This window comes from Acidiphilium sp. PM, from assembly GCF_000219295.1.
Classification (GTDB): Bacteria; Pseudomonadota; Alphaproteobacteria; order Acetobacterales; family Acetobacteraceae; genus Acidiphilium; species Acidiphilium multivorum.
The window spans coordinates 1-6,998 of the sequence record NZ_AFPR01000011.1; the positions used below are offsets into that span (position 1 = coordinate 1).

General features: G+C 65.4%; 4 protein-coding genes and 1 pseudogene. 3 read left to right on the forward strand and 2 right to left on the reverse strand.

What is annotated here, in order from left to right; translation table 11 throughout:
• Window positions 1–168 precede the first annotated feature (168 nt).
• The 3 genes from APM_RS00255 to APM_RS00265 all read left to right on the forward strand — a co-directional run bounded on the left by APM_RS00255 (window position 169) and on the right by APM_RS00265 (window position 3,516).
• On the forward strand, window positions 169–747 hold the full coding sequence (locus APM_RS00255) for a hypothetical protein (protein ID WP_007421345.1): 579 nt from the start codon (window positions 169–171) through the stop codon (window positions 745–747).
• Window positions 744–965: a hypothetical protein gene (locus APM_RS00260; RefSeq protein WP_007421346.1), complete on the forward strand. Its 222-nt coding sequence runs from the start codon at window positions 744–746 to the stop codon at window positions 963–965. Before APM_RS00255 ends, APM_RS00260 begins: the two co-directional genes overlap by 4 nt.
• A gap of 223 nt (window positions 966–1,188) precedes the next feature.
• Window positions 1,189–3,516: a TonB-dependent receptor gene (locus APM_RS00265; RefSeq protein ID WP_007421347.1), complete on the forward strand. Its 2,328-nt coding sequence runs from the start codon at window positions 1,189–1,191 to the stop codon at window positions 3,514–3,516.
• Between the two features lie 282 nt (window positions 3,517–3,798).
• Here the strand turns inward: APM_RS00265 and APM_RS00270 are convergent, their stop codons facing one another.
• Together APM_RS00270 and APM_RS00275 are read right to left on the reverse strand one after the other, a co-directional pair.
• Window positions 3,799–6,639, reverse strand: a complete 2,841-nt coding sequence (locus APM_RS00270; RefSeq protein WP_241763079.1) for a beta-propeller fold lactonase family protein — start codon at window positions 6,637–6,639, stop codon at window positions 3,799–3,801.
• 119 nt (window positions 6,640–6,758) lie between these two features.
• Window positions 6,759–6,998: pseudogene (locus APM_RS00275) on the reverse strand (prepilin peptidase); the annotation flags it as partial.

Here is a 6,998-nt window from a genome sequence, read left to right on the forward strand (position 1 = left end):
ATTGATTGAGCCTCGGGTAGCGCCATGACACGACTTCGTCATGAGCACCGATGCGGAACAAAAGCGGACACCGGAAACGTTCAGCTACTTCCCGCCGCATCCGTTCCTGAAGATTCGGTTGCCCACCGGAACGCTGCTGATTCGTCCGCAAAGCGGTGAGTCCTTTCCATGCGGCGGTTTCAGATCTACCAAAACTGGTATTTTGGGCGTGGCGCGCGGGCTTATGAACTTAACAACCTCCGTAAACTCGATTGGCACTGCGCCGCTCAGATTCGGGATCTCTACAACATCCTGCTGGGCGGCGGCGGCAGCAGGCTAACCGACCGGCAACTGCTGGACTGGCTGCGGCGTGAGGCGCAAAGCACCATGCTCGCGCCCTTCTGGCTTCAGGACGTGTGGACGTTGGGCACGGACGCGATGGCCCCGGCAGCCTCACCTGCCCCGCCACCGGTGGCAATGCCCGTGGCGCAATGGACCATCCGGCATAAGATCATCGCCATGTTCCAGACCGTGCCCGCCCATCTGGGTGCCGCCGCGCGGGCGCAGTTCGAGGCTTTCATCACCCGGCAAAACCTGGCCCTGCTGGCAGGGATATTCGTGGTTGTCGCGGCGGTGCAAGCTGTGCCGGGGGCTGATAATGGCGCGGGTGGCGTGGATGAAGGAAAGCTGCTCATGACCGGCGGCGGTTCTCAGGTTTCACTCCCCCCATCGGCAGTCAGCTTTGGCAATAGAGGAGCATGTCCATGATCCCCATATCTCCTGAGATCATCGGACCTCGCGTCGAGGAAGAATATGCCGATGCCATGGAGCGCATCATTTTCCTGCTCAACGCCTTCAAGGACTACCCCGCCGCGAACGATACCGCGCATTGCCGCGTGGGCTATCAGCTCCCTGTCTCCCCTGCACGGTTCTTCGAGGCATTCCATAAGCGGACGCCATCTGCGTTGGACGTCCACGATGGCTGAGCCGCGGCGATCCGAGTGAAGAATTAATTATATTCGCTGTGCGTGACGCGCTCAGTGCTGGCACAGGTACGGGCTGATAACTAAAAATTGATTGACGTGCTGCCGCGTCCCGGAATCGCGGAGGAGGTGGCGGTGCGGTCTTCACCGTTCCATCGCCATCCCGACTGACCGGCGAGATGCGCCCGGATCATTCGGATTGTCGCAGACATCGGAGTGCCACCGCATGATCCGCCGCCTGACGTTCTGCCTCCCTTTGCTCGGCGCCTTCGCGCCGGCGGCCCTTGCCCAGGTCGTGCCTTCCGCATCCATCGTGCGGGTGCCACGCGTTAACGTCATCGCCGCAACCCCCCTGCCCGGCTCGGCGATCAGCCGCGACAGGCTGCCCCAGGCCACCCATGTGCTCGGCCCGGCCGAGATCGACCGCACCGGGATTCCGAGCCTGACCGGCGCCATCCTCGCCGCGGTGCCGAGCGCCTCGATCAACGATGTCGATGGCAACTCGTTCCAGCCGGACATCAACTTCCACGGCTTCACCGCCTCGCCGGTCACCGGCACGGCGGAGGGCGTCGCCGTCTATCTCGACGGCATGCGCTTCAACGATCCGTTCGGCGACACGGTGAACTGGGACCTGATCCCGCCCGAGGCGATCCGCAGCGCCAGCCTCCAGCCGGCCAACCCCGCCTTCGGGCTGAACGCGCTCGGCGGCGCGCTCGATGTCACGCTCAAGAACGGCTTCACCGCGCCGGGCGGCGTGGTCACGCTCTCCGGCGGCTCCTATGGCAGGATGGCGGGCAGCCTCGAATATGGCGTGCATCATGGCGGCACCGCCGCCTATCTCGCCGCCGACGTGATCCACGATTCCGGCTTCCGCCAGACCCAGACCTCCCGCCTCGCCCGGATCTATGCCGATCTCGGCTGGCGCAACGCGCGCACCGAACTGCATCTCGGCGTCATCGCCGCCGACAACGCGCTCGGCAATCCCGGCGCAACCCCGGTGCAGGCGCTGAACTACGACATCGCCAGCATCTTCTCCGGCCCCAACACCGTCTACAACAAATACATCGCCACCCGCGCCACCGCGCGCTACGCGCTGAACGGCGACACCGCGCTCGACGCGCTGGCCTATTTCGCCGATCTCTCGCAGCGCCTGCCGAACGGCGTGACGGAAGAACTCGCCGCCTGCCCCGGCCAGCCCGGCATCCTCTGCAACGCCGGCACGAGCGACGTGGTGACGACGCGTGGCGGTGCGGCGGTGCCCGACTTTCTCAATGGCGGGATCTATTCCGGCCTCGTCAATGAAGGGATCGACCAGCAGGCCTATGGCGCCTCGGTGCAGCTCATCAACGACAGCCGGCTGCTGCGCCACCCCAACCACCTGACGATCGGCGCGAGCTTCGACGGCTCGAACACGATGTTCAACGCCTTCACCCAGATCGGCGGCATCACACCGGTGACGCATCTCTTTATCGGCCCGGGGGTGACGGTCGACCAGCCGGCCGATGGCGTCAACCCGGTGCAGGTCGCCACGACGACGCGCTATTTCGGCCTCTTCTTCAACGACGTCTTCACCCTCGCGCCCCGGCTCGACCTCACCCTCGCCGGGCGCTTCAACAATGCCGAGATCGACCTCGCGGACAAGCTCGGCGGCCCGGTCTCCGGCCATCACGCCTATGACCGGTTCAACCCGCAAATCGGCCTGACCTGGCACGCGCTCAAGACGCTCGACCTCTATGGCAGCGTCGACGAGACCAACCGCAACCCGACGCCAACCGAACTCTCCTGCGCCAGCGCCGCCAACCCGTGCTCGCTGCTGAACTTCTTCGTCGGCGATCCGAACCTGAAACAGGTCGTCGCCCGCACCTTCGAACTCGGCGCCCGCTTCCACCTCGCCCGCTTCGCCGGCGGCACGCTGCGCTGGAACGTCGACCTTTTCCGCACCGACGTTCACGATGACATCATTTATCAGTCGACCCTCTACAACCCCAATCTCCAATACTACACCAACAGCGGCAACACGCGCCGTCAGGGAATCGAGGCCAATCTCGTCTACGCGACGCCGAGGCTGAACCTGCGCCTGGGCTTCGCGCATATCGACGCGACGTTCCAGAACGCGCTGACACTGAACAGCCCCTCCAACCCCGCCGCCGATGCGAACGGCGAGATCCACGTCGTCCCCGGCGACCGCATCCCCGGCATCCCGGCCAATCGCGGCACGATCGACCTGTCCTACCAGCTCACCGAACGTCTGCTGCTCGGCACTACCGCGATCCTGCAATCGAGCCAGTACCGCTTCGGCGACGAGGCGAACCTGACGAAACCCGTTGGCGGCTACGCGGTGTTCAACGTCTATGCCTCCTACAAGCTCACTCCGCGCGTCACCGTCTTCGCCATGGTCGATAACGTGACAAACCGCTCCTACCAGACCTATGGCGGGTTCGGCCCGGTCTCCGACGTGCCGTGGAATTTCGTCCCCGGCGGCGTCACCGATCCGCGCACCGCCAATCCCGGCCGCCCGATCGCCGGCTATGGCGGCGTCAGGATGACGTTCTGATCCGCCTCTTCTCTCCCGCAACCCCGCCTCGGTCCGGCAGGATCCGGGCGGATTTTTTTGCGGCCGGTGTCAGCCCCGCGACCCGGCCCGGCCGGAAAAGGCCGGACATCCTGACCCGGACGGACGCCGCAGCGCCAGCCAAACCCTGCCTGGGGGCGAGCCTCTCCGCCCGACCGGCCACCGCCACCCACAAGAAAACCGGCCGGAGCGCTCTGCTCCGGCCGGTTGCGTCGTCGTGGGGTCAGGGCGGCGGCGCAGCGGCCGCCACCCCGGGTTCAGGCGTTACCGCGAATAGTCGCGGCCGTTGCGCTCGGTCGGATAGGGCTTGCCGGGCATCATGCCCTCCCAGAGGATGTGGTCGTAGGCGACGGCAGGGATGGCGTCTTCCTTGCGCCAGTCATACCCCTTGGTCTTCTTCGCCCACCAGGCGGCGTTGTGCAGCGGCTGCCACTCCGGCTCGTCCTGCGTCTGCGCCTTGATCGGCAGCGTCGTCGCGCTCAGCGGCTGCGGCACGGCGGCGTTGAAGGTCCACTTCCGGTCGTCGCGGCTGAAGACCGCCGTCATCGGCCGTTCATAGGCGTCGTTCAGCGTCATCGGCCCGATGCCGAGAATGTCCTCCATCGTGCGGATCATGTTCACCGTGCTGTAGCGCGCCGAAACCACGGCATGATGGCGCACATAGGGCCCAACCACGAAGGCCTCGCTGCGATGCCCGTCGACATGATCCGGCCCGTCCTGCGCGTCGTCCTCGACGATGAAGATCAGGGTCGAGGAAGCATAGGGCGAATGCGCGACGGTCTGGATCAGCTTGCCCACCGCATAGTCGTTGTCGGCAATCTGCAGGCCCGGCGTGTTCACGCCGTTCTGCGCGGTGGTGAAGTTGCCGGTGTGGTCGTGCATCAGCCGCACCAGTTCGAGCGAGGGCAGGTCGTGGTGCCGCACATAGTTGGTGAACTCGCGGCTCCATTCCTGCTCGCGGTAGTAATCGGCGATCGTGTTGTCGAACCCGCGGAAATACGGATCGGTAAAGGGCGCGAGGTCGGGGTTGGTCGCATAGGCGACCTTGATCTTCTGGGCGTAGGCGTCGTTGATCTCGGGGATGCCGTATTTCGCCAGCGCGCCCGAGAGGTTGTAGCGGCCGAGATCGATGAAGAAGCCGTAATTGCGGATGCTCAGCCCCGCGCGCAGCGCCGCATCCCACAGATAGCCCCGCTGCACCTGGCCGTGCGGCCCATCCGGCGCGGCGACGTTGCCGGTGCCGGGCAGCAGGTTGGGATCGTCCGGATAGAGCGGGTTGGCCGCCTTGCGGCCGGCGAGCGATGCGATGCCGACATTGACGTTGCGATTGGTGCCCTCCCAGTCATACGACAGGCCACGCCCGGCATAGTTCACCGGCAGCGCCTTGGTGCCGTAATCGGACTCGCGGGCCGAGGTGCTCCAGGGCCAGCCATTGCCGCTCACCTCGGCGGTATCGTAGAAATTGTCGAGATCGACGAAGTTCCACGCGACGCGATGCACGTTCGGCGTATAGGTCTTGCCGAACTCCGCCAGCGCGGGATCGCCATTGCCCTCGCCGAGATCGCCGAGGATCTGGTCATAGGTGCGGTTCTCGCGGATGATGTAGATGATGTGCTTGATGTGGCGGTGCAGGAACGCCATCATCGAGCGGTCGCGCGCGCTCTCGTGGAACGAGAAATGGTTGTTGTGCGCAACGAGCCGCGTCAGCTCCTCCATCTCCTCGGTCGCCGGCACCGGCATCGTCAGGAAGCCGGCCTTGGAAAGCTGGAGGATATACTGGTTATAGTGCTGCAGCGGCGTGCAGCTCGCCGGCACGTCGGCCGCGAGCTTCTCGTTGCACGGATTGGGCCCCGGCATGCTCTTCCCGTTGACCACATACAGCATCTTGCCATCGGGGCTGACGCTGACGCTGTTCGGATAATACCCGGTCGGCAGCAGGCCGATGACTTCCGGCTTCGCCGTGTTGAGCGCGATCACCGCGACCGAGTTGGTGCCGCCATTGGTCACGTAGAGCCGCGTGCCGTCCCGCGACAAGGCGAGCGAGTTCGGCGCGGTGCCGTGGAAATATTTCGGCATGCCCACATAAGACGACGGCGCGGTGGTGCGGATCGTGTCCACCACCGTGTTGGACGCGGTGGCAATCACCTCCACATCCGCCTCGTTATCGCACGCGACGTAGAGATACTTGCCGTCGGCGCTCAGCACCATCCGGTTCGGATTGCCCGCAACCTTGATGCGCGCGGTCACCTGCGGCGTGCCGGTCAGCGAGACGACATCGACCTCGCGATCCCGCTCGCTCGAGACATAGGCGGTCGAATTGCCGTTGGCGACGACCCAGAACGGATATTCGCCGCCCGCAACGCCATCCTGCGCGGCGTTGATCACGCCGGGGCGCAGCTGCACCTCGGTCGCCGCTCCGCCGGGAACGCCGCCCGACAGCGGCACGATCGACAGGCTGTCGTTATAGAAATTGGCGACCAGCAGCGACTTGCCGTCCGCCGTGGTGGCAAGGCCCGCCGCCTGCGGCTTCACCAGGAAGCCGACGCCACCCTGGCTCAGCGGATTGCCCGCGACCGCCGTATGGCCGAGCGCGAACGGCGTGCCGATTTCGGCCCAGCCGCTGGCGCCGAGCGCATAGGTGTGAACGTCGTCGTCAACGCCGCCCGAGACGTAGAAATGCTGGCCATCCGGGCTGAACGAGATGCCGGCCCAGGTGTTCGGCACCTTGAGGACCTGCTTCTGCACCGGCTTGTCGTTCGAGATGTCATAGACGAAGACATACTCTTCCGAATCCGCCGGGATCACCTTGCCGCTCGCGTCGTTCACGAGGTTATAACCGCTCGTCAGCACCAGCAGCGTCTTGCCATCGGGGCTGACGGCGGTGCTGATCGCCTGCCCGGCGACATAGGACGGATTGTCGGCAAGGCCGGGATTGAGGGCGGTGAACACCGCTCCCGGCGCCGCCGCCGGCGTCAGATACTGACCGCTGGAGGTGATGGTCGCCGGGGCAGCGCGCCCTGAACCCGTGGTCGCCGCGACGGCGATCATCGCCGAACCCGCAAGCAAAAGAGTACGCAAAGCCGTGGCCGCCCTTCTGGCGTGCATCGGTATCTCCATGTCTGAGAATGAACATCAGCGCGGACGATATTTGCCGCCCGACACGATCAACTTTACGTGCAATAAAATTTTCGTGTGTTATTGATTGATGTTTCTTTGATGACAATTCATGCCGCAAGCCGCACCACCAGCAGGCCGAATGCCAGCGCAGGGCCGAACGGCAGCTTCTGCCGCGCGAGCGGCGCGCCGCCGGCCTCCGCGCGCAGCACAGCCCAGGCGGCGAACCCGGCCAGCCCGGCAAGCCCTGCGATCACCACCGCCCAGGGCAGGGCGGCGGGCGGCAGCCAGGCGGCGCCGGACGCGAGCAGCTTCGCATCGCCCGCACCCAGCGCGTCGATCCCGCGCAG